The organism is Bacteroides galacturonicus (assembly GCF_003096855.1).
Lineage (GTDB): Bacteria > Bacillota > Clostridia > Lachnospirales > Lachnospiraceae > Lachnospira > Lachnospira rogosae.
This window is the reverse complement of record NZ_QEOA01000005.1, coordinates 334,927-357,581: the sequence shown is the minus strand read 5'-3', so window position 1 is coordinate 357,581 and position 22,655 is coordinate 334,927. Positions and strand designations below refer to the sequence as shown.

At 38.3% G+C, this 22,655-nt stretch carries 21 protein-coding genes; 15 read left to right on the top strand and 6 right to left on the bottom strand.

The window, feature by feature from the left end:
• The first annotated feature begins 186 nt into the window (after positions 1-186).
• The 11 genes from C7390_RS08530 (at position 187) to C7390_RS08480 (ending at position 11,852) form a co-directional block, all read left to right on the top strand.
• On the top strand, positions 187-411 hold the full coding sequence (locus C7390_RS08530) for a phosphopantetheine-binding protein (protein WP_022501495.1): 225 nt from the start codon (positions 187-189) through the stop codon (positions 409-411).
• 123 nt (positions 412-534) lie between these two features.
• Positions 535-1,302: a hypothetical protein gene (locus C7390_RS08525; RefSeq protein ID WP_022501494.1), complete on the top strand. Its 768-nt coding sequence runs from the start codon at positions 535-537 to the stop codon at positions 1,300-1,302.
• Between the two features lie 17 nt (positions 1,303-1,319).
• Complete coding sequence (locus tag C7390_RS08520) at positions 1,320-1,826, top strand: SEC-C metal-binding domain-containing protein (protein ID WP_022501493.1); 507 nt, start codon at positions 1,320-1,322, stop codon at positions 1,824-1,826.
• A gap of 86 nt (positions 1,827-1,912) precedes the next feature.
• Positions 1,913-2,659, top strand: a complete 747-nt coding sequence (locus C7390_RS08515; RefSeq protein WP_022501492.1) for a class I SAM-dependent DNA methyltransferase — start codon at positions 1,913-1,915, stop codon at positions 2,657-2,659.
• Between the two features lie 120 nt (positions 2,660-2,779).
• Positions 2,780-3,655 (top strand): Hsp33 family molecular chaperone HslO, encoded by an 876-nt coding sequence (hslO, locus tag C7390_RS08510; RefSeq protein ID WP_022501491.1) that lies wholly within the window; start codon positions 2,780-2,782, stop codon positions 3,653-3,655.
• Between the two features lie 100 nt (positions 3,656-3,755).
• Positions 3,756-5,429, top strand: a complete 1,674-nt coding sequence (locus tag C7390_RS08505; protein ID WP_116443994.1) for a glutamine--tRNA ligase/YqeY domain fusion protein — start codon at positions 3,756-3,758, stop codon at positions 5,427-5,429.
• 34 nt (positions 5,430-5,463) lie between these two features.
• Positions 5,464-6,189 (top strand): DUF2225 domain-containing protein, encoded by a 726-nt coding sequence (locus C7390_RS08500; RefSeq protein ID WP_172677792.1) that lies wholly within the window; start codon positions 5,464-5,466, stop codon positions 6,187-6,189.
• Positions 6,182-8,167, top strand: a complete 1,986-nt coding sequence (locus tag C7390_RS08495) for an LTA synthase family protein (RefSeq protein ID WP_022501488.1) — start codon at positions 6,182-6,184, stop codon at positions 8,165-8,167. Before C7390_RS08500 ends, C7390_RS08495 begins: the two co-directional genes overlap by 8 nt.
• Positions 8,168-8,260: 93 nt before the next feature.
• On the top strand, positions 8,261-8,458 hold the full coding sequence (locus tag C7390_RS08490) for a cold-shock protein (protein ID WP_022501487.1): 198 nt from the start codon (positions 8,261-8,263) through the stop codon (positions 8,456-8,458).
• 180 nt (positions 8,459-8,638) lie between these two features.
• Positions 8,639-9,508 (top strand): YhfC family glutamic-type intramembrane protease, encoded by an 870-nt coding sequence (locus tag C7390_RS08485; RefSeq protein WP_022501486.1) that lies wholly within the window; start codon positions 8,639-8,641, stop codon positions 9,506-9,508.
• On the top strand, positions 9,501-11,852 hold the full coding sequence (locus tag C7390_RS08480) for an HAD-IC family P-type ATPase (protein ID WP_116443993.1): 2,352 nt from the start codon (positions 9,501-9,503) through the stop codon (positions 11,850-11,852). The genes C7390_RS08485 and C7390_RS08480 overlap by 8 nt, the downstream gene beginning before the upstream one ends.
• Before the next feature lie 174 nt (positions 11,853-12,026).
• On the opposite strand, the gene C7390_RS08475 is transcribed toward C7390_RS08480, so the two are convergent.
• Complete coding sequence (locus C7390_RS08475; protein WP_318295627.1) at positions 12,027-13,031, bottom strand: ABC transporter substrate-binding protein; 1,005 nt, start codon at positions 13,029-13,031, stop codon at positions 12,027-12,029.
• A 190-nt stretch (positions 13,032-13,221) separates the two neighbouring features.
• Here C7390_RS08475 and C7390_RS08470 point away from each other — a divergent pair, with 190 nt between their 5' ends.
• The 3 genes from C7390_RS08470 (at position 13,222) to C7390_RS08460 (ending at position 17,758) form a co-directional block, all read left to right on the top strand.
• Complete coding sequence (locus C7390_RS08470; RefSeq protein WP_022501483.1) at positions 13,222-14,631, top strand: methyl-accepting chemotaxis protein; 1,410 nt, start codon at positions 13,222-13,224, stop codon at positions 14,629-14,631.
• Between the two features lie 365 nt (positions 14,632-14,996).
• A complete protein-coding gene (locus C7390_RS08465; RefSeq protein WP_022501482.1) occupies positions 14,997-16,640 on the top strand; it encodes a putative manganese-dependent inorganic diphosphatase in 1,644 nt (547 codons plus the stop codon).
• A 257-nt stretch (positions 16,641-16,897) separates the two neighbouring features.
• Positions 16,898-17,758, top strand: a complete 861-nt coding sequence (locus C7390_RS08460) for a methionyl aminopeptidase (RefSeq protein ID WP_318295637.1) — start codon at positions 16,898-16,900, stop codon at positions 17,756-17,758.
• A 290-nt stretch (positions 17,759-18,048) separates the two neighbouring features.
• Here the strand turns inward: C7390_RS08460 and C7390_RS08455 are convergent, their stop codons facing one another.
• The 4 genes from C7390_RS08455 to C7390_RS08440 all read right to left on the bottom strand — a co-directional run bounded on the left by C7390_RS08455 (position 18,049) and on the right by C7390_RS08440 (position 21,214).
• The gene (locus C7390_RS08455; RefSeq protein WP_116443992.1) at positions 18,049-18,276 is read right to left on the bottom strand and encodes a manganese catalase family protein; all 228 of its coding nucleotides are present in this window, start codon (positions 18,274-18,276) and stop codon (positions 18,049-18,051) included.
• A 56-nt stretch (positions 18,277-18,332) separates the two neighbouring features.
• A complete protein-coding gene (locus C7390_RS08450; RefSeq protein ID WP_116443991.1) occupies positions 18,333-19,886 on the bottom strand; it encodes a recombinase family protein in 1,554 nt (517 codons plus the stop codon).
• Positions 19,887-20,539: 653 nt separating this feature from the next.
• Positions 20,540-20,776 (bottom strand): helix-turn-helix domain-containing protein, encoded by a 237-nt coding sequence (locus C7390_RS08445; protein ID WP_116443990.1) that lies wholly within the window; start codon positions 20,774-20,776, stop codon positions 20,540-20,542.
• Positions 20,777-20,782: 6 nt separating this feature from the next.
• Complete coding sequence (locus C7390_RS08440) at positions 20,783-21,214, bottom strand: sigma-70 family RNA polymerase sigma factor (RefSeq protein WP_116443989.1); 432 nt, start codon at positions 21,212-21,214, stop codon at positions 20,783-20,785.
• A gap of 261 nt (positions 21,215-21,475) precedes the next feature.
• Here C7390_RS08440 and C7390_RS13720 point away from each other — a divergent pair, with 261 nt between their 5' ends.
• Positions 21,476-21,721, top strand: a complete 246-nt coding sequence (locus C7390_RS13720) for a hypothetical protein (RefSeq protein WP_318295626.1) — start codon at positions 21,476-21,478, stop codon at positions 21,719-21,721.
• On the opposite strand, the gene C7390_RS08435 is transcribed toward C7390_RS13720, so the two are convergent.
• Positions 21,708-22,574 carry a metallophosphoesterase gene (locus tag C7390_RS08435; RefSeq protein WP_318295625.1) on the bottom strand — a complete coding sequence of 289 codons (867 nt, stop codon included), beginning with the start codon at positions 22,572-22,574 and terminating at the stop codon, positions 21,708-21,710. The genes C7390_RS13720 and C7390_RS08435 overlap by 14 nt on opposite strands.
• Positions 22,575-22,655: the final 81 nt, after the last annotated feature.

The window sequence follows — 22,655 nt, the reverse complement described above, 5'->3', positions numbered from 1 at the left end:
AAAATATGCTTGACTTAATATATACATATGTTATATTTTGTATCTGATAGGATTCCTGTTTTTAGTGAGGGCAGAGTGCTTAATTGTAGCTGCCTTATATTATAATGGAATTATTTTAGATGGTGGAAGTTAACAATTTAACTATTCATGACGATATTTTTATTAAGAAAGGCTAGGTTTTTTATAATGGATCAGTTATTGGATATTTTGACAGAGGTTAATTCAGATGTGGATTACGAAACATGCGATACACTCGTAGATGATGGAATTTTAGATTCTTTTGATATTGTATCAATTGTAGGTGAATTAAATGACACATTTGATATCAATATTACTCCTGTTGATATTGTACCTGAGAATTTTAATTCAGCAGAAGCTATGTGGGATATGATTCAGCGTCTTTCTGAGTAATTAACATAATATATGGCTGTTCTTAGAGCGTGGTACGTTTAAGGATAGTCATTAATAAGTTAATTGAAGTTAGTATGTATGTAAGGCACGGAGGCCGAAGTCAGCAGACAAGGAGGAATGGTTATGGCAACAATTTCAGCTTATACTTCCAGTTCAATTTCAACATTGTTTTCTGGTCTTAATTCAAGCAGCAGTAACAACAGCTTTGGAATTGGAAGTCTTGATCTTAGTACTTACAATTCAATTAAGACAGGTGCTTACAAGCAGTTATTAAAGTCTTATTATGCTAAGAATCCTGTTTCATCAAACAGCAGTTCATCTAAGACAGATAACAGCAGTGCAACAACAATTTCATCACAGAAGATTAATGCGACTAAGACTAAGGATGCTTCAAAGGCAGTTGTTAATGATGCAACTGATTTAAGAAAGACATCTTTATGGCAGAAGAAGTCTGTTACTAATGAAGATGGAACAACAGAGAATAAGTATGACGCAGATGCAATCTATAAGGCTGTATCAGCATTTGTCAAAGATTATAATTCTATGATTGATGCGACAGGTGACTCTTCTGATACAAGTGTATTAAGAACAGCATCTAATATGGTTAATACAACCAAAGCTAATTCCAAGGTATTAAAGGAACTTGGAATAAGCGTTGACAGCAATAACAAGCTCGTTATTGACAAAGACACATTTATGGCAGCGGATATGTCAGTTGCTAAGTCGGCATTTGCTGGTGCAGGCTCATTTGGACAGTCTGTTGCTAACAGTGCAGCATCTATATACAGTAGTTCGGCTACTACATTAGCTAAGTTACAGACACAGAACCTTTATGGCTCTGATGGCAGCTACAGCTATGTTTCAGCTTCTGTATATAATCAGTTTACTTAAAAGAGAGGTTAAATATAATGGCATTATTAGATACATGGAGAAATCTTGCTTACCAGACAGAGATGGATAATAAGACAGCTAACGAATTCTGGGGAAGCTATTTTACACAGGAAAAGGCTATATATGAGCAGATTCTTGCAGATCCGGATACAGTAGTTAAAGGAACTGTTAAAGAACTTGCTGATAAGTATGGAGTGGAAGTGCTTCTTATGACAGGATTTCTTGATGGAATCAATGACAGTCTTAAAACTCCTAATCCAATTGAGACAATGGAAGAGGATACAGAAGTAAGTCTTGATTATGACAAAGAAAAACTTTACTACAATATGGTTGCTTGTAAGGCAGATTGGTTATATGAGCTTCCACAGTGGGATAACCTTCTTGATGAAGCTACAAGAAAAGATTTATACAAGAAGCAGAAGTTATCAGGAACTATCGTTAAGGGCAAGAAGATTGGACGTAATGATCCATGTCCTTGCGGAAGCGGTAAGAAGTACAAACAGTGCTGTGGAAAGAACGCTTAATTGGTAATAAACAGTTTGTCGGTTAACCTGCAGGTAGTCTTAAGACTACCCGCAGGTCTTTTGAATTTATGCGAATTGGAGATAATATGGAAGCATATACAGGATTTGCCTATGTCTATGATGAGTATATGGACAATATACCATATGACGAATGGGAAGAGTATTTAGTAGAATTATTAAAAGAGAATGGTATAGACAAAGATAATACAGTTATAGACCTTGGCTGTGGTACAGGCACAGTGACAAGAATGTTGGATAAAGAGGGGTATAACTGCATAGGAGTAGATTTATCTGAGGATATGCTTTCTATAGCAAGTGACAAGACATATGACAGCGGACAGCAGATAATATACAGTTGTCAGGATATGAGGGATTTCGAAGTTCCATATGAGACAGATGCATTTATAAGTATTGGTGACTCAATGAATTATATAACAGCTAATGATGATTTGTGTGATGTGTTTAAATGTGTAAAGAAAGGCCTGAAACAGGGAGGAGTATTTATATTTGATTTAAAGACAATACATTTTTTTAAGGATATATTAGCTGATAATACATATGCTGAGAATAGGGAAGATTCAGCGTTTATATGGGACAATTATTATGATGAGGAAAGCTCTAACAATGAGTATGAGCTTGCCGTATTCGTAAGAAATGAAGATGGAACATTTGACAGATTTGAGGAAGAACACTACCAGCATGGTTTTACTTTGGGAGAAGTAGCTGATGCTGTAAAAAAAGCGGGACTTAAAATCAGGAATGTATATGATGCATTTTCACATAATGCACCTGATGATAATTCCGAAAGGCTGTATTATATAATAGAAAAATAGCTGCGTGCCATTATGCACGCATATAAGCAATAAAGTATTATATAACAAAAGTAATAATGAGTTATGTAATACGCAGATAGTGAATCGTGCACTGAAATATGCACAGGAAAGAGGAATGTTATGAAAGACTATATAGTAAGAGCAACAGCCGCTAATGGACAGGTAAGAGCATTTGCGGCTACTACAAGAGGTGTTGTTGAAACAGCAAGAAAAGATCATAATACAAGCCCTATAGCAACTGTGGCACTTGGAAGACTTCTTACGGGTGCAGCTATGATGGGAATAATGATGAAGAATGATTCAGATATACTTACTGTCCAGATTAAGGGAAATGGACCAATTGGTGCGATGACAGTAACAGCAGAGCCTAATGGACATGTAAAGGGCTTTGTTGCCAATCCGGAGGTTATGCTTCCATTAAAGAATGGACATATGGATATAGCCGGTGCAGTTGGTATCGGTGTTTTAAGTGTAATTAAGGATATTGGCTTAAGAGAGCCTTATGTTGGAGATACTATTCTGATAACAAGTGAGATAGCTGATGACCTGACATACTATTTTGCAACAAGTGAGCAGGTTCCATCATCAGTAGGACTTGGTGTTCTTATGAATAAGGACAACACAGTAAGGGAAGCTGGCGGATTTATTATACAGCTTATGCCTAATGCAACAGATGAGTTTATAGATAAGCTTGAAAAGAGAATTAAAGAGATTAAGTCGGTTACTAATATGCTTGATGAGGGCATGACACCAGAGGATATATTAGAGCATATATTAGGAGATATGGATTTACAGATACTTGATACAGTTCCTACAGAATTCTACTGCAACTGCTCTAAGGAAAGAGTAAGTGCGGCTGTAATAAGTGTTGGTAAAGAGGAGCTTCAGAAGATGATAGATGAGGGCGAACCAATAGAGGTAAACTGCCATTTCTGTAACAGCCACTACAAATTCAGCGTTGATGAGTTAAAGGATATGCTTATTAAAGCAAGATAATGAATATAAATCAGCTATTTCTTGAATTTATTATATAATTGCTGTATTATTAATTTAATATGGATTGATTAAGCAGGAACTGTTTAGGAGGAACTTACTAATGGATAACGAGACTGTTTCAAAGAATTTTATTGAACAGATTATTGATAAGGATATTGAGGAGGGACATTGCCAGAAGGTAGTCACAAGATTCCCACCAGAACCTAATGGATATCTTCATATAGGACATGCCAAATCAATATTACTTAATTATGGACTTGCCAAGGAATATAATGGTCAGTTTAATATGAGATTTGATGATACTAACCCAACAAAGGAAAAGGTTGAGTTCGTAGACTCTATTAAGAAGGATGTTGAATGGCTTGGTGCTAAATGGAATGGAGATGTTCTTTTTGCATCTAATTATTTTCCACAGATGTATGAAGCTGCTATCAGACTTATCAAGAAGGGAAAGGCTTATGTAGATGACCTTTCAGCAGAGGAGATAAGACAGTATAGAGGAACACTTACAGAGCCGGGCAAGGAAAGTCCTTACAGAGAGCGTTCTGTAGAGGAAAATCTCAAGCTTTTTGAAGAGATGAAGGAAGGTAAGTATGCAGACGGAGAGAAAGTATTAAGAGCTAAGATTGATATGGCTTCTCCTAATATCAATATGAGAGATCCTATTATATACAGGGTTGCTCATATGACACACCACAGAACAGGTGATGAGTGGTGCATATATCCTATGTATGACTTTGCACATCCTATTGAGGATGCTGTTGAGGGAATAACACACTCTATCTGTACACTTGAGTTTGAAGACCACAGACCATTATATGACTGGGTTATTATTGAGACAGGATATAAGACATCACCAGAGGAAAATCCTAAGCAGATTGAGTTTGCCAAGTTATATCTTACTAATGTAGTAACAGGTAAAAGATATATTAAGAAGCTTGTAGAAGATGGTGTTGTAGACGGCTGGGACGACCCAAGGCTTGTATCTATAGCTGCTTTAAGAAGAAGAGGTTTTACACCAGAATCTATAAAGATGTTCGTGGACCTTGTAGGTGTTACTAAGGCACAGGGTTCAGTTGAATATCCTATGCTTGAATACTGCATAAGAGAAGACTTAAAGCTTAAGGTTAAGAGAATGATGGCTATTCTTGATCCTGTTAAACTTGTTATTGACAACTATCCAGAAGATCAGGTTGAATATATGGACGTTGCCAATAATCAGGAAAATCCAGAAATGGGAACAAGAAAAGTACCATTTACTAAAGAATTATACATTGAAAGGGAAGATTTTATGGAAGAACCTCCAAAGAAGTATTTCAGAATGTTCCCAGGCAATGAAGTAAGACTTATGAATGCTTATTATGTAACATGCACAGGCGTTGATAAAGACGAGAATGGCAATATTAATTGTATTCATTGTACTTACGATCCAGAGACAAAGGGCGGCAATTTTGCTGGAAGAAAAGTTAAAGGAACTATACACTGGGTATCAGCATCAAGGGGAATAAATGCTGAGGTAAGATTGTATGATAATATTGTAGACGAAGAAAAGGGTGTATACAATGAAGATGGTTCTATGAACATTAATCCTAATTCACTTACAATTCTTAAGAACTGTGTATTAGAGCCAGAGCTTGCTAATGCCAGGCCAGAGGACAGATTCCAGTTTGTAAGAAATGGATATTTCTGCGTTGACAACAAGGATTCAAAGGGGAATGTATTGGTGTTCAATAGAATAGTTTCATTGAAAAGCTCATTTAAACTTCAGAAGTAATTAATGCCATTATAATGGCAGTATGGGTAATGATATGGAAATCAAAGATGAAAAGTCTTATATATTTGATAAGACGATGAAATGCAATGTATGTAACAAAGAGTTTACTACTAAGCAGGTAAGAACTGGCAAAGCCAGATATACAGGAACTAACGACATACTTAAGCCATTGTATACAGGAATAGATAGTACGAAGTATGATATTATTATGTGTCCTCATTGTGGCTATGCGGCAGTTCCGAGAACTTATGGAAAGCTGACACCTAAACAGAGGCAGCTAATCAGAGATAATATTGAAGGTAAATTCAAGGTTACATGGAAGGAAGAGGACAGCTATTCTTATGATGTAGCGATAAGACGTTGTAAAATGGCACTTCTTACGGAGATGATAACAGGTACTAAGATAAGTGAAAGTGCGTATCTTTGTTTAAGATTAGCGTGGCTTTATGATGGCAGGATTGAAGAACTTAGAAGCCAGAATGCCAGTGAAGAAATAATTAACCAACACCTGAAATCCCAGCAGGAGTATATTCAGGATGCCTATAAAGGATTTAAGGAGGCAGTTCAGACACAATACCCTCCTATATGTGGTATGGATGAGAATACAATTAATTATCTGCTCGCCAGCCTTGGCATAAAATGCAAAGATTATGGTACAGCAAAGCAGTTTGCCTCATCAATAGTAACATCCAGGTCTGCACAGGCAGGTCTTAAGGAGAAGGCAAGGGGATTGTTAGGACAGATTAAAGCAAATGAATAGAATTAAGACAGTGTTTCAAAAGCTATGGTCATATGAGACATTTCATATATTCATGTATTCAATTGCACTAAATGCAGTGATTGAATGTCTTAATAACAGAGGATTAACAGGACTTTTGAAGATATTCACAAGTCCTGTTATCTTTCTTATGAACACCTTGATAATAATGACTACATTATCAATAGGGTTGTTCTTTAAGAGAAGAATATTTGTATATGTGCTTATGGCTGTATTGTGGATTATATTAGCATTTATTAACTTTGTAGTGTTGTATTCACGAAAGACACCATTTACAGCAATGGATATATATCTTATAAGTGATGCCATAAAGGTCATACCGCTGTATATTAATGTATTCCAGATGATACTTATAGTAGTCGGGATAATCGCAGTTATATCGGGGCTTGTAATGTTGTTTAAAAGAACAAAGGTGTATACACAGGAACTGCCATTATATAAGCAGTTATTACATTCAGGCTTTAAGTTTGCAGTGATATTCCTGCTTACATATGCGGTTGCGGCAAGTCTTATAATTAATGGATATGTACAGACACATTTTGGCAATCTTGCACAGGCATATAAGCAGTATGGATTTGTGTATTGCTTTACAAGCAGTATTAAAGACCGTGGAATAAGCAAGTCCAAGGAATATTCAGAAGAATATATTGATGGAATAAAAGATGAGCTTGATGAAAATGTACCTGACGCATCAGAGACTTCACCTAATATAATATTTGTACAGCTTGAATCATTTTTTGACCCTAAGCTTGTAAAGGGTGTTACATTTTCAAGTAATCCAACACCTAATCTTGACAGGATAATGAAAGAATATTCGTCAGGATATCTGTCAGTGCCTTGCTTTGGTGCAGGTACGGCTAATACTGAATTTGAGGTTCAGACAGGTGTTAACCTTGATGATTTTGGACCAGGTGAATATCCTTACAGGACAGTTATGCAGTCAAAGACGTGTGAGTCAGCCGCTTATGATTTAAGAAAGCTTGGCTATTCAACACACGCAATCCATAATAATGATGCAACATTTTATGACAGATATAAGGTATTCTCACATCTTGGATATGATACTTTTACATCTATTGAATATATGGATAGTGATTATCAGAAGACGCCACTTGGCTGGGCTAAGGATAAAATGCTTACAGCACAGATAAAGAAGGCTCTTGACTCAACAGAAGGAGCAGATTATATATTTACTATATCAGTTCAGGGACATGGAGATTATCCAACGACAATGCCAGAGGGCTTTATTCCAGGAATAACAGTTTCAGGATTTTTTGATGAAGAGGAACAGGTACAGTTCGAGTATTATGTTAACCAGATTCACGAGATGGATACATTTATAGGTGAACTTACTAATATGTTATCCAGAAGAAATGAAGAAACCGTACTTGTTATGTATGGCGATCATCTTCCAACATTTAATTTCACTAATGATACTATGGAGAATGGTGATATATACCAGACAGAGTATTTTATATGGTCTAATTATGGTTTAGAGAAGAAAGATATTGATCTTCAGGCATATCAGCTATCAGCTGCAGTGTTTGACAGGCTTGGAATATCAGAAGGTTATATTATGAAGTTCCATCAGGCAAAGCATAATGATGCTGATTACCTTAAGAAGTTAAAGGTACTTGAATACGATATATTGTATGGTGATAAACAGATATATGACGGAAAAGTTCCTTATGTAGCCACAGATTTAAAAATGGGAATTGACGATATTACAATAGATGAAGTGTATGATTATAAGGATTATGTATGTATAAGCGGTAAGAATTTCAATGATTTCAGCACTGTATACATTAATAATAAAGAGCAGGAAAATGCAGAGCTTATAAGTAGTACAATGATAAGAGTACCTAAACGCAGTATCAAATCAGGAGATGAAATAGCAATAGCCCAGAGAGGCAATGATAAGATAGAGCTTGGAAGAACCACATATATTGTGCCAAATTAATTAGAATTATAATAAATAAATTGACACTAACAATTGAAAATGTTAATATGAAAAAGGTGTAATCACCACATATTAAATTTGGAGGTACTTGAAATGAAAGGTACAGTAAAGTGGTTCAATAACCAGAAGGGTTACGGCTTTATAAGTGATGAGTCTGGAAAGGATGTTTTTGTTCATTATTCAGGACTTAATATGGAAGGTTTCAAGTCTTTAGAGGAAGGTGCTGCTGTTGAGTTTGATGTAACAGAAGGTGCTAAGGGTCCTCAGGCTGTCAACGTAACAAAATTATAATCCGAATGGTTTGCAGTGTGCCTTTTCCTGATTTATATATAGATTTTTGAAAAGATATATTGTTATACAATTAAGATTATTAAAGAGCAGTCGCTTCTGGGTGGCTGCTCTTTTGTATATAGTGGAGATGATTATTATAATTTTTTTTATATATAGTTAATTGTATAAGAAGTGCATTGTATGTTAGAATTAATAACAGATAAATATTACGGAGGAATTATTGTGGAAGAATATGGTATCAGTTTAGAAAATGGAATACCTGCAGGAGCAGAGAATATGCTGTCAGCAGGCGGAATTCTTTTATTATCGGCATTTATAGTGCTTACTATAGTTGTCATTAAAAGGTGGAATGGACGTTTTGTTAATGTGCTGGCTGGTGCATTTGCATACTCAATATTTGTATTTATATGCTGTAACCTGATTATGTCAGCACTTGCACTTATCCCATCAATAGATGAAGCATTTACTAATAACAGTACAGCATATACAGTTGTATATTCAATTCTTGCGGCTGTTGCAATGACATTTGCAAGATATGTATTGTGCAGGTTTATGAATGGGAGATTTGAAAGAAAAGGCGATATATATTTATCAGGTATAGGTCTTGCTTTAGGTGATGGAGTTCTATATGGACTTACAGTCATATCTACAATGTCAATAGCCACAGCTATTAACAATGAGGGGATTGATGCAATGATGGCAGGACTTACACAGAATGATACAGAAACATTTTACCAGACACTTGGTAATCTTGTTAATGCACCATCATATTTGTGGTTATTAATGGGAATAGCCTTCACACTTGATGTTATTCTTTCTATAGCACTCAGTGCTGCTATACAGGCATATGTTAAGGGTGTGGCTTCTTATATGACAGGCTGTTATGTTGCAATAATACAGTTTGCAAGTTATATATCATTCCAGATATTTGATTACAGTTCGCCAGTATCAATAATAGTCTGCTTTGTTATTAAGATGGTTATAGATATTGCGGCAATAGCATATGTGTTCAAGGTTGTTGTCAGGGAGATGAATTACGCTAATGACTGATATAGTAACTGGTTTAACAACAGAAGAGGTAAATAAATTAAAAGAGCAGGGTTTAGATAATATTCCTGTAGGCAATCAGTCTAAGACAATAGGACAGATAATCGCAGGAAATGTATTTACATATTTTAACTTTGTATTTGCGGTATTTGCAGCACTTTTAATTCTTGTAAGGTCATATATTAATATGACCTTTTTGCCTATTATATTGCTTAATACTATACTTGGTATAGTACAGGAAATAAAAGCCAAGATAGTATTAGACAGGCTTACTGTTGTTAATGCCCCTAGAACTAAGGTTATAAGGGACAGTGCTGTATCAGAGGTCGATTCAGTTACACTTGTTAAAGGCGATGTATGTATATTCACAGCAGGCAACCAGCTCAGTGCCGATGCCATACTTGCAGAGGGCTGTGTCAGAGTTAATGAGGCGATGGTAACAGGTGAATCTGACGAAGTTATTAAAAATAAAGGAGACATATTATTATCAGGAAGTTATATTGTATCAGGAGAATGTAAGGCAGTTCTTACGCAAGTAGGCCATAAGGCGTATGCGGCAAGACTGGCATTGGAAGCCAAGGCAGGGCGTAAGAAAAAAAAGACCGATATGATGAAATCTTTGGATAATCTTGTCAAAATAATTGGAGTTGTAATAGTTCCACTTGGAATTATTATGTATGTGCAGAGCCATTTCTTTCTTGGGCATACTATAAAGAATAGTGTTGTATCTATGGTTGCCTCACTGGTAGGAATGATTCCGGAAGGTCTGTATCTGCTTGCCAGCGTGGCTTTAGTAGTCAGTGTCAAGAAGCTAGCCAGGAGCAATGTATTAGTACATGAGATGAATTGTGTGGAGACACTTGCAAGGGTTAATGTGTTGTGCGTTGATAAGACAGGTACAATTACAAGACCGGATATGTCTGTAAGTGATGTTGTATTTTTAAAGGACAATGTAGGAAAGCTTATTGCAGGAGTTGCCGGCAATATGGATGATGATAATGAAACGATGAAAGCGATAAAGGATTATTACCATATTACGGGCAGGGATAATAGTGCAGAGAGAGTATACTCATTTTCTTCACAGAACAAATACAGCGGAGCAGTATTAGATGGCAGATGTTATATATTCGGTGCACCTGAATATGTACTGCTTGATACATATGCAGAATATGAGGATATATTTGAAAGATATTCAGGACACGGAGAAAGAATACTTGTATTTGGCGAGTGTGTGGGTGACCCTTGCGGTAATATTATAGAAGAAGCAGTTAATCCTTATGCTTTTATAATATTGGAGAATGAGATAAGGGATACAGCCAAAGAAACATTTGGATACTTTGCTTCGCAAGGTGTGGATATAGTTGTTATATCCGGAGATAATCCGGTCACAGCTTCAAAGGTGGCTGTGAGGGCAGGAATTAACAATGCAGAGAATTATATAGATGCAACGACACTTAAGAGCAGACAGGATATAAGGGAAGCGATAACTAAGTATACTGTATTCGGAAGAGTTGTTCCAAGCCAGAAGAAGGAGATTATAGAAGCCTATAAAGAAAGCGGCAAGGTTGTAGCTATGACAGGAGATGGAGTTAATGATGTGCTAGCGTTAAAATGTGCTGACTGTAGTGTGGCTATGGCATCGGGAAGCGAGGCAGCAAGCAATGCGGCACAGGTAGTTCTTTTAGACTCAGATTTTTCCAAAATGCCTCAGGTTGTGCTTGAGGGCAGGCGTGTGGTTAATAATATACAGAGGTCAGCTTCTCTATTTCTTGTTAAAAATATATTCTCGATATTAACGACAATATTTACACTTATAGCGGCTAACCTTTATCCGCTTTATCCAACTCAATTGTCACTGCTTGGAGCATTTACAATTGGAACACCGGCATTCTTTCTGGCATTACAGCCTAATAAGAATATAATACGTGGGGATTTCCTTACGAATGTCATTATAAAGGCACTGCCCGCAGGAATAACTGATTTTATTATGCTGGCGGTGATATCGATACATGGTGCAGTTATTGGAATGAGCAATGAGCAGATATCAACAGTTGCAATAATAGTACTTCTTATAATCGGAATGATGTCACTTATAAGAATATGCAGGCCATTTGACTGGCTGAGGGCATTGGTATGTATTGCGATGGGGGTTGGAATTGCAATATGTCTATTATTCTTTAAGAAGATATTTGCAATCGCAGCTATCAATATGGTAATGCTTAATATGATTATTGTGTATGCAGTTGTTGCAGTTGGACTGTTTGTACTGATGTGCAGGATTGTAGGCACAGTAATAGAATATATTGAAGGTCATAGCAGAAGATTTAGAAAGCTTCTTAAGGGGTAGCTGCAAGATTTATAAAGATTGGTGGAGCTCTTGGTTGTATCGGATTGAATATATAAAATGTATATAATATGCAAAGATATATAATATGCAAAAGATATATAATGTATAAAATGTATGGATTATGCCGCTGTGGCTGGATTATAATCCATACATTTTTAATTTTAAAAGGCAGATTTATTTTCCAGCCGCCTTTTTAGAATAGTCAGTTGTTACAAGCTTTTCATAAGGCACATCACTGCCAAGCTCGCCAGACTGCTTTAATATGTCTTTAAGAAGCTCAAAGCTTTTCTTTTCAAAGATAGTGTCGCCCTTCCATGTATCCTGCGTCTTGTAACGGTCAACAATGGTTGTTATAGTATCAAGGTCGGTTTCAGGAAACTGTGGAGCGATAACTTCTGCGATTTCACTGCTGGTGTGGGAATTGACGTAGTCAAGGCCTTTCTGGATAGCGTTAGTAAAGCCTTGGATTACATCAGGGTGTTTTTCAATAAAGCTTTTGTTAGCACAGTAGGCAGTATAAGGAACATATCCGCTGTCAGTACCAAGAGAAGCTACTACATAGCCTTCCTTCTGCTGTTCAAGGAGCGTTGCAGAAGGCTCAAATTCTACAGTGTAATCAGCTATTCCTGATGTGAAAGCGGCTGCTGTAGAACCAAAGTCAACATTTTGAAGTATTGTAAGGTCATCTACAGGAGATATTCCATTTTTATTAAGGATATATTCGAAAAGCATCTGAGGCATACCGCCGGCTCTGCCACCAAGAACTGTCCTGCCTTTAAGATTATCCCATTTAAAATCAGTTTCATTATCGCGGGATACAAGAAAATTGCCTGCACGTTGGGTAAGCTGGGCGAAGTTGACAGCGTAGTCGGTAGAACCTTCCTGATATACATATATAGAACTTTCTGAACCCATAAAACCGATATCAGCTTCTTTTGATACAAGAGCGGTCATTACCTTATCAGCACCAAAGCCTGTGACAAGATTAAGGTCAATGCTCTCATCTTCAAAATATCCAAGCTCAATAGATACATATTGTGGTGCGTAGAATATAGAATGGGCAACCTCGCTGAGTGTAATCTTAACTGTAGAATTATCGGTATCTTTTCTGCACGCAAATGCACTCATTATCATCATTACACATAACAGCATAGCAATGACACGTTTGATTGTCTTCAATAAAATCCTCCATTCTAAATGTATAAAACACATTTTTATCTGTTCAATAATTATATTATTCAGATGAATTAATATATGTGATTAAATCTGTGAAAAATGTTAAAAAAGCTAATTATTTAGTTGGCTAAATATATTAAATATGTTAAAATAAACTATAAAAAAAGTAGCAATGAATGGAGGTCGTTTTGTTATGTTTGGAAAAAATAGAACAGCACAAGACACATTAGGCAATGACAGAGAATTATTATTGCAGGCTATGGATAAGATTATAGCCGGCGATTTCAGTGAGGTCTCTGCTGAAGGTTTTAGAGATCCTATATATGCAGAAAAGCTTAACCAGATGATTGGCGCATATAAGAAAGCTAATAATAATTATATTATGAGACTTAATGAGGCAATGCAGTCTATAGGAGATAATTCATATGTTAAGAATATGCTTGATCAGGTGTATACACAACAGCAGTCTATAACAGATATGAATTCTTCAAGCCAGATACTTAAGGAGTCAATTGGTAATATTTCAGACGCAATGGGTGAGATTCGTGATAATACCCACGATATGTTACAGGTGTCACAGAGTAGTGCTGCTAATATGAACGACAGTATAACAGTCGTTAATGAATCATCACAGAAGATAGCAGATATTAATAACCAGGTTAATGCATTCCACGAGAAGATTAATAAGATCGGCGAGATTGTTGATATCGTTAAGAAGGTAGCAAGCCAGAGTAATCTTCTTGCACTTAATGCTTCAATTGAGGCTGCAAGAGCAGGTGAAGCAGGAAAGGGCTTTGCAGTAGTTGCTGATCAGGTAAGACAACTTTCAAGCAATACATCTGAGTCGGCAGAAGATATTGTTAAATATGTCAATGAACTTAAGCAGGATATTGAAGTGCTTGCTAATTCAATGAATGAGACAACGGTCAAGTTATCAGAAGGTAATGAAAAGGTAGAGATATCATTAAGAGATATTGAGCGAATGAATGAACAGATGGTAGCAATCAATGCTTCTGTAGAAAGCATTTTCAATGACATTGACAGACAGTCAGAGACAACAACAGAATTTACTAATCAGGTACAGACAATAGCAGATTCTTACGGAATGCTGACTAAGGAATGTACAGAGACTGGTACCCATATATTCAAGATAGGAAGATACATAGATACCTGCCGAAGCGATATGTTCAGGGAAGCTGGTAAAGTAACAACTCAGGATATGTTAAAAATATTCGAGATTGACCACTTTATTGTTATGTGGAGAGTGTATAACAATGTCGCAGATTTCGAGAGATTAAAGATAACACAGCTTAACAATCAAGACAGTTGTAAGCTTGGTAAGTGGATGCATGCACAGACAGATCCTAAGATTACAGGAAGTCAGGAATTCAAGAAGCTTGATTCTGCACACAGACTTGTTCACAAGTATGCTTGTGATTCTTGGATGGCTAAGGATAAGGGAGATGCTGCTGCAGCTATTGCGGCATTTGAAAAGTGCCGTGAAGCTTATGGAGAATTCAAGAAGGCTATCGGTGAGATGAGGAGCTATATGAGAACAATTGGATATACAGATGAGACTAAGATAGTTATCTTCAGGAATTAGTTAAATATAATCACAGATTATAAGATAAGCTGGAATTTACATAGCTGTCTTTAATGCAGGATATGCCTTAAGGATATAAGCTTGTAGAATTCCAGCTTTTTTTATTTATAAAATTTAATTATTTATATACTATTTATATATGGGATTTAATTAACAAAATTTAACCACATATATAATGGATTTTAATAATAAAACTCAATCATCTATATACTGGACTTTTTAATAATAAGAGTTCATAATATAAGTTATGAATAAATAATGATATATTCGTGATTACTATGACAAGCAGGTATGCATTAAGACTGCCTGTTGTCCCTTCGCAATACAGCAATGTTGTATTAAATTGCGTAAGAATGGAGATTGTTATGAGAGAGGTATATGTAATAGGACATAAGAACCCGGATACAGATTCGGTGTGCTCAGCAATATGCTATTCCAGACTGAAAAATCTGATTACTGGAAGTGAGGATTATATTCCTAAAAGAGCAGGACATCTTAACGAAGAAACTCAGTATGTTCTTGAAAAATGTGGTGTAAAACCTCCTGCATATATTAAAGATGTTAGACCTCAGGTAAGAGATATTGATGTCAGGAAGATAAGTGGAATATCGGAAGATCTTTCAGTAAGAAATGCGTGGAAATTAATGAAAGAAAGAGGTGTTGAGACACTTCCTATCATTGAAGATGATAAGCTGAAAGGACTTGTTACAATCAGTGATGTTGCTAAGTCATATTTTGAAATGTATGACAGTGATATATTATCTGTTTCAGGCACAAGTCTCAGTAATATCGTGGATACCCTTAAGGGCGAAGTTATAACTGGTGATATAGATAAGCATTTTAATAAGGGGAAGATGATTATTGCTGCCGCCAATCCTGATATGATGGAAAATATGATTGAAGAGGGTGATTTTGTAATTCTTGGCAATAGATATGAGTCACAATTATGTGCTATTGAGATGGAGGCGGGATGTCTTATAATATGTGAGGGTGCAAAGGTATCAAGCACAATAACCAAGATAGCTGCACAGCATAATTGTGTTATAATATCGACAGCGTATGATACATATACAGTTGCAAGACTTATTAATCAGGCCATTCCTGTAAGTTTCTTTATGAAGCAGGAAGCACTTATTAAGTTCAAGCTAAACGATTTTATTGAAGATATACAGGATATAATGGCTAAGAAGCGTTACAGGGATTTCCCAATTGAGGACGATACAGGCAGATATGTCGGTATGATTTCAAGAAGAAATATTATTAAGACCGATAAGAAGAAGATAATTCTTGTAGACCATAATGAAAAAAATCAGGCTGTATTTGGTATTGAGGATACTGATATATTAGAGATAATAGATCATCACAGACTTGGCTGCATACAGACGATAACACCTGTATTTTTCAGAAATCAGCCGCTTGGCTGTACTGCAACAATAATATATCAGATGTACTGTGAGCATAATATAGATATTGATAAGACGACAGCCGCACTGTTATGTTCGGCAATAATATCAGATACGCTTATATTAAAATCACCAACCTGCACACACTATGATGTTGATGCCTGTCAGGTATTAGCTGATATAGCTGGTATTGATATAGAAGAATACGGCAGGGAAATGTTCAGGGCAGGAAGTAATCTTTCCGACAAATCAGAAGAAGAGATATTCTATAGGGATTACAAGAAGTTCTCAATTGGAGAGATAACTGTAGGTGTTGGACAAGTAAATTGTATGAGTCAGGAAGAGATAGAGGGGCTTATTAAGAAAGAAGCTTCTTATATCACAAGTGTTACGGATAAGTCAGATGAGATAAATATTGCATATCTTCTTCTGACAGATGTAATGAAAGAGACATCTTATGTTATGTTATCAGGTAAGAATGCTGAACAGGTGCTTATGCAGGCATTTAACCTTGATGAGATAACCAACAATTATGTAATACTTCCTGGTGTTGTTTCGCGTAAAAAGCAGTTCCTGCCAGCTATAGTTGAGGTATTACAGCAATAATGTGAAGGTGAGGATATATAGCAGTAATTAGTAATTTGCAGGTATAGTTGATGTAGATATATAGTGGTAATGCACAGGTATAGCTGATGTAAATATATAGCAGTAATTAGTAATTTGCAGGTATAGCTGATGCAGATATAATGTGGTATTGCATATGTATAACAGTATTATAAATTGGTATTGTATATATAGTAATATTACAGATTATAAAGTGTATATATGCACAGAAATGAGGAGTAACAACAATGAAGAAGTTAATGAGAAATGACCCTTGCTGGTGTGGCAGTAAAAAGCCTTATTGTGAATGCCATATGGATTTTGATAAGAAAATTGAAATGTACAGAAAGAAATTCCACAAAGTTCCGCCAAGAAGCATTATAAAGAATGAAGAACAGCTTCAGGGTATGAGAGAGAGCAGTAAGATTAATATTGCTGTACTTGATTATGTAGCTGAGAACATTAAAGTGGGTATGACAACACAGGAAATTGATGAGATGGTGTATGAAAAGACAACAGCTATGGGTGGAATTCCGGCACCTCTTAATTATGAAGGATTTCCAAAGAGTGTGTGTACATCTATTAACAATGAAGTATGTCACGGTATTCCATCATCTAATATAGTATTAGCAGATGGTGATATCGTAAATGTTGACTGCTCAACAATTCTTAATGGCTATTTTTCAGATTCTTCAAGAATGTTCTGTTTAGGAAATGTTGCACCAGAGCATAAGAAGCTTGTAGATGTTGCAAAGGAATGTGTGGAGCTTGGACTTGCACAGGTTAAGCCATGGGGACATCTGGGGGATGTTGCAGATGCAATAAGCAAGCACGCCAAGGAAAATGGATATTCAGTGGTTCGTGAAGTGGGCGGACACGGAATTGGTCTTGAATTCCACGAAACACCATTTGTCAGTTATGTTATTAAGAAGGGAACAGGTATGGTAATGGCACCCGGTATGGTATTCACTATTGAGCCAATGATTAATGCCGGTTACCCGGATGTATATGTTGATGATGACAATGGCTGGACAATATACACAGAAGATGATTCATATTCAGCACAGTGGGAAATAATGGTTCACGTTACTGATGATGGATATGAGGTTATGACATACTAATTAAGAATATATAATTATTATTTGATACAAATTATTATTGGATATAGAAGCTATCTGATGTGGAAGAATTCGTATGGTTCACACGCAGCTTGTATAGACAGGAAATATAAGGAAGATACAGGAGAGCGTACACCTGCCAGACAGCTTTATATATTAATAAAGGGGCTGCCGCACTAAGAAATGTATATATTATATAGATTGATAGTTAAGTCGGTATATCTATATAGTTATATTTTCTTATTGCGACAGCCCAATTTTATGCTATAGACTATGATTTCATATTGGCATAATTATTTCTTGATACAGTTGCAGTTTTTATCAAATTCAGGATTGTATAGATAGTAATTATTACAGTCAAGCTTGCTCTGTATTATAGATAAGGCTTCACCAAAACGTTGGAAGTGGACGATTTCACGCTCTCTTAAGAATTTAAGCGGGTCGAGAACATCGGGGTCATCTTTGGCAAGCCTTATAAGGTTATCGTAAGTTGTTCGTGCCTTTTGTTCTGCTGCAATCATATAAGAACAACATTTTAGGTTGATTGGTTCGTTTCAGTCCCATTTCAGGACAGTTATCAGAAATTCCAGTGAATTTCGATGGGAACATCCTTTGTTCCAGGAATCCTCTTGCCTATCACGATGTAGTCAATCAGGATTTCAACGATCTCCCGTGTCAGGTGTTCCAGATTGGTGTACTGTTCGATCAGTTCACGACGATTATCACCAACAGCAATCCGTTCTTCGATTTCTGCAAGCTGCTTCTGGCCGTCGATCATCACACGCTCTAAGCGTTCTTTTTCCGTGGTAAAGTCCTTCGACAATTCCACAAAATCGCTCTCGGATATGAGGCCCTTGACTTTATCCATATACAGCTCACGGATTCCTTTGCTGTACTCGGCAATCTTCTTTTCATAGGCCGACATATCGGCAAGCAGCCGCTTTTTCTGTCCCTGTAAGTTGTCGCAAAACTCAATATTCTGTTCCAGCTCGTCTTTGTCCAGATACTCCGCAGCCAGCCGATTCAGTTCGGCAATCACCATCTGTTCCAATTTATCCACGGAGATAAAGGAGCCAATGCAGGCGTCCTTGGCTACATGGCGGTTGGAACATTGAAGATAATGTTTGCCCCGGTTTTTGGAGGAACGCATTGTATAGCCGCAGTTGGCACAGCGGGCTTTTCTGGCAAACAGGCCAATGGTGCCGGTATCAAAGGGTTTCGCACGTTCTGCAATCATGGCCTGCACCTTATCCCAAAGCTCCCGATCAATAATCGGCTCATGGGTTCCCTCGACGACATACCATTCGCTTTTCGGGCGTGGTTTGTTCTGCTTCGTCTTATAAGAAACGCTGCCGTATTTGCCTTGCACCATGTTTCCGATATAGATTTCATTTATCAGCATATCGGAGATAGCAAAGTATTTCCAGAGCGTGCTGTTCTTCCTCTTGGGCTGCTGGTAACGCAGACCGTGAAGCCTTTTGTACTCCGTGGGATTTGGGATGCCTCTGTCGTTCAGCATCCGCGCAATAGCGGTTTTGCCATAGCCCTGCGAAAAGAGGGTGAACACTTCCCGGACGATAGCAGCGGCTTCTTCATCAATGATAAGATGCCCTTTTTGTTCAGGGTCTTTCTTGTACCCATAAAGAGCAAAAGCACCGATGTGAAAACCGTTCTGTCGGCGGTTGGTGAGAACACTTCGGATATTATCAGACATATCCTCTAAGTACCACTCGTTCACAAGGCCGTTAATCTGACGGGACTTTTTGTTTCCCTTATTGGCAGTATCGGCATTGTCTACGATGCTGACAAATCGGATGCCCCAAATCGGGAAAAGGCCGTGTATGTATTTTTCAACCAGTTCCAATTCACGGGTAAAACGGGATTGCGTTTTGCAGAGGACAATGTTAAATCGGCGGGCCTCCGCGTCTGCTAACAGACGGTTAAATTCCGGCCGTCTGCGGTCGGAACCTGTGTAATCATCGTCACTGTAAATGTTATATACTTCCCACCCCTGTTCCATAGCATATTGCAGCAGCATGGCTTTCTGGTTCTGGATGCTGTTGCTGTCGTCGGTTTCAAATTGCTTGTTCCGATCTTCTTCGGATAAGCGGCAATAAATAGCTACTTTCATATTCACATCTCCGTAGAGATAGAAACAAGCTATTCACATACATGAATTATACCATGTAAGTCAATAGCTTGTCATTACCGATTTTCGGCGGCTATCCTTTTATTTTTTTCAAGCTGGTTAATCAGTTCAATCCACTTGCGCGTGAATTGATTTTTGGTCGTTGTGCTTTCGCCGCTTTTGAAAACACTTTGACACGTCTGCTGAACCGGTTGTGTAGAATTCTGTTCTTGCATCGACATCGCCCCTTTCAAAACAGCGTATGCGATACTGCTTGTTCAATATTATTACAGAATAGGGGAGATGGGCATAAAACGGACGGCTGATGGCATCAGCTCCACAGGAATTTCACCTCGGCCCATGCTTGTGGGTGCGCCGCGCAATGCTGTGTGGGCGTTCAACGCGGGAGTATCGTTAGCGTATGTGCCGCTGCTTACGAGCTGCCAACTCTCGGTGTAGATGGTTCTCGCTCACTCAAAGGATATGAGATCATGGCGCATCCACCGACGCGGAACATACAGAATGTGTCCGTTGCCCTATACTGCGCCGTTGGCCTCCCAACGGGCTTTCTTTTTCAAGGTGCTGCCAGTGGCCCGCCGCAGAGGGAAGAAACAGGGAAAGGGTTAAGCTGTTTCAGCCTCCGGGGGGCCGGTTCGTCACGGTATCGTGACGATGGAAGAAATGAGCTTGATTTCCAGACGGCGCTTCATGTACTCGTCCACGCACACATGAGGCTGGCCGTATTCGTCGTAAAGCGTCCGGGTACACAACTTGTTGATGTAACCCTCGTAGTACCGCAATACTCGTTCCACGGCCTCGGCATCACCGGCGCGGGCGGCCTCGATCACCGAAAGGGGCAAAAGCTCAATGCCTTTGTAGTTGGGATTTTTCATCCGCGTCTAACCTCCCTCCGGCATCAACGCCATCAATTTTGTTCGCAGCTCTTTCAGCGTTTTAGTCCTGTGCCGCTGGACGGCACTTCTGGACATTCCCATGAGTGCGCCGATCTCGCCGTCTGCCAGTTCCAGAACACAGTGCAAAACCAAAATGCTCTGCGCCTGCTGGGGCAGTTCGGCAAATGCGGCGGCTACAAGCTCGTTGTCGATATGTAAATCATAGCCGTGGGACGAAAACACAAAGTCGTCGCTGGGGTAATGATCTACGGTGTAGAGCTTGTCCAATTCTGCCTGCGGGAGAACGCTGAACGACGTTTCACGGTCGCGCTGGCGTTTCATATCCCGGTGGTAGTTTCGGGCCTCATTTCGCAGTACGGTTTTGCAGAAAGCATCAAACCGGCACTGAGCGCCATAGTCGCGGGGGATAGCTTCCATCTTCTCACCCCCTTTCTGTGGGGGATGTGGTGGTTCTGTCCCTTTCCGCCAACATGACACCAGACAGGCCCTTTGCTACCCGCTAAACGTCTCCTTTTTGATAATTCTTGAAAATATTTTTTCGGGCATGGCCGGGTTACAATACTCGACAAAAATCGCCCGGCAGGTCGTAAACCTACTGGGCGAAGAAATGATATATTTAAATAATCGCTTACATAGTATAGTTCATATTTGCCACCGTACTTATCCTGCGGAGGGGCAATGCTTTTTTTAGCTGATGAAGCTCATGGGAATTATGCAAAAATAATATTGACACGGCGGCATCCTCCTATGGGCCGCCGTGCCTCTGAACGTCTGGATGCAGACGAAGCGGCGGCCTTGATTTCTCAAAAGCCGCCGCTTCATGAGCGCGTGAAAATGCTTCTGCTGTACGACGGCTTTTTTTCTTTTGCCGTCGTCCGGCAGATAATTTCAATATTCGGTTGGAGTATCGTTATTCGGCGTTAAGTTCTACTAATACAACCTCTGGCCGATTATTAAAGCGGAATGGAATAATACTATTTCCAAGGCCACGGCTAACAACCATATTTGTTATTCCGTCTGTATAAAGACCAGAGTCGTATTTAGGAAACAGTCCTTGATCGGGCGCAATCAGGCCACCGATAAACGGCAGACGAAATTGCCCACCATGGGCATGGCCACTTAATACCAAATCAACACCACAGGCTACATACGTTTCAAACAACTCCGGCCTATGTGATAGCAGAACAGAATACACAGTATCGTATTCGAGCATACTCTTTAGTTTCGTATTGACCATTGCCGGGACTTCATCGAACAAATCCCCTTTGATGGTGAAATTCGGATCATCTATTCCGAGAAGCGCTATGACTTCTCCGTCTTGCTCTAAATATACAATTTCGTCCTCTAATAGGGTAACTCCCGTATCTTTAAGTTCTGTTTTCAAAGTGTCATATTGAGAACTGCTTGCCTCATGATTGCCGGTCACATAGTAGGTCGGTGCAATTTGGACGGCTTTTTGTGCGAAGCAAATTGCGACTTCTACATCCGTGTGCTGGGCGTCTATAAGATCGCCGGTTATAACAATAATATCCGGCTGACACTCGGACAGCATTTGCAATAAGGTGGCATTTTCCTCTCCAAACTGTGTATTGTGTAAATCGGATATATGAGCAATGCGATAGCCGGAAAAGGAAGATGGTAAATTGTCACTGGAAATTGAAATCTCACTCACCATCAGCGCCTTATTACTCCAAATAGTCCAGATAGCAAGGAAAATACCAATAAGTCCAATACACAGCAGAATAATATATTTTCTCTTGTGTCTGCTCATTTTCATAGACAAAATCCTCCAAGCGCTTTCTGTGTGTTTAAGTACATTCTATCTATTGTAACTTACAATCAGGTGAATTTAACCTTA